Below are 1,184 nucleotides of genomic sequence, written 5' to 3'. Positions count from 1 at the left end.
CGTCGCTGCCGGAATGCCCGACGAAATCGTGCCCGTTGATCGGCTCAGAAACCCAGCCCAGCCCCTGGTACGAAACCAGTTCCGGATCGACCTGGTCGTGCAACATGGCGGCTACTGCGCGTGGCGACAAAATCGCGCACTGGCCGGTTATTCCGCCAAGCATGCCACGCAGGATTTTTGTGAGGTCGGCTACCGAGCAACGAAGCATTCCAGACGGGACATCAGGATATCCCTCCTGCGGCAGCTCGTTGAACGCGCCTTTCACATATTCATAAGGCTTGGCGAGAACGTTTGGTGCAAACTCTTTCAGATACCAATGCGCATTTCGAACACCCAGCGGTTCGAATATGTTCTTCTGGGTATACGCGGAAAAGCTCTGCTTGCTGATGCACTGGACCGCATAACCTGCCAACGCCACCCCGACATTGCAGTAGCTCCATCGATTGCCTGGCTTGGCTGGGAAAAACGACGTGGTAGGCGAATAGTATGCGCCACCCTCAACAAGATAGTCCTTTAGAAAGCCCTTCAGGCTTTGCGTCGGATCTCCGTCGGTGGCCACGTCCAGATCGTCGTAGCCTTTATCCGAGATACTGGATGTGTGCGTGATCAGCTGATGCGGCGTGATCGGCAAGCTCGGGTGGCGAGGGTTCTTGATCCGAAAGTCGATGAACTTGTTGATGTCATCGTGCAAATCGTAGCCCTTCCGCTCAAACAACTGGACCAGGGCCGTGGCGGTGACCAGTTTGCTGACCGAAGCCAAATGCATTGGCGTGTCCGCGGTCAATTTGCGGTTTTGCGCCAGATCGGCAAACCCGAAGGCCGCGGTGTAGCGCGTCGCGCTGTCTCTGGAGGCGATGGCGACGGCGGCTCCTGAGACCTTGGCGGCCGCCATGCGTGCTGGAAGGGAGGCTTCGAAATCGTGTCGCCAGGCTTCGAACGACTGCCCCTTCTTCTCGTCTGCGGATGCAACGCGCCCCTGGGGAACAAGCAGCCCCGCCAAACCCATCTTGAGCAACGAACGTCGGGTCGAGATCATAATGGATTTCCCTTCCTGGACATTTTCGGATTTGCGGCCTGCGCACGAGGCCTTCGCTGATACGAACCAGGTTGCACGCCTATCCGCCGGCACTCTGGCGACCAAGTCGCCCGGTGCGAATTGTTCCATCCCTTTCCCACACTGCATG

At 57.9% G+C, this 1,184-nt stretch carries 1 protein-coding gene; it reads right to left on the bottom strand.

The features are described from left to right. The coding region (locus tag EOA22_RS34375) for a serine hydrolase domain-containing protein (protein ID WP_245478770.1) at positions 1-1,165 on the bottom strand (1,165 nt) is incomplete at its 3' end. Positions 1,166-1,184 lie beyond the last annotated feature (19 nt).

It is taken from the genome of Mesorhizobium sp. M7A.F.Ca.US.014.04.1.1 (assembly GCF_003998745.1).
Taxonomy (GTDB): Bacteria; Pseudomonadota; Alphaproteobacteria; order Rhizobiales; family Rhizobiaceae; genus Mesorhizobium; species Mesorhizobium ciceri.
Note: the sequence above shows the minus strand (reverse complement) of the source record. Positions and strands in the feature narration are given on the sequence as shown.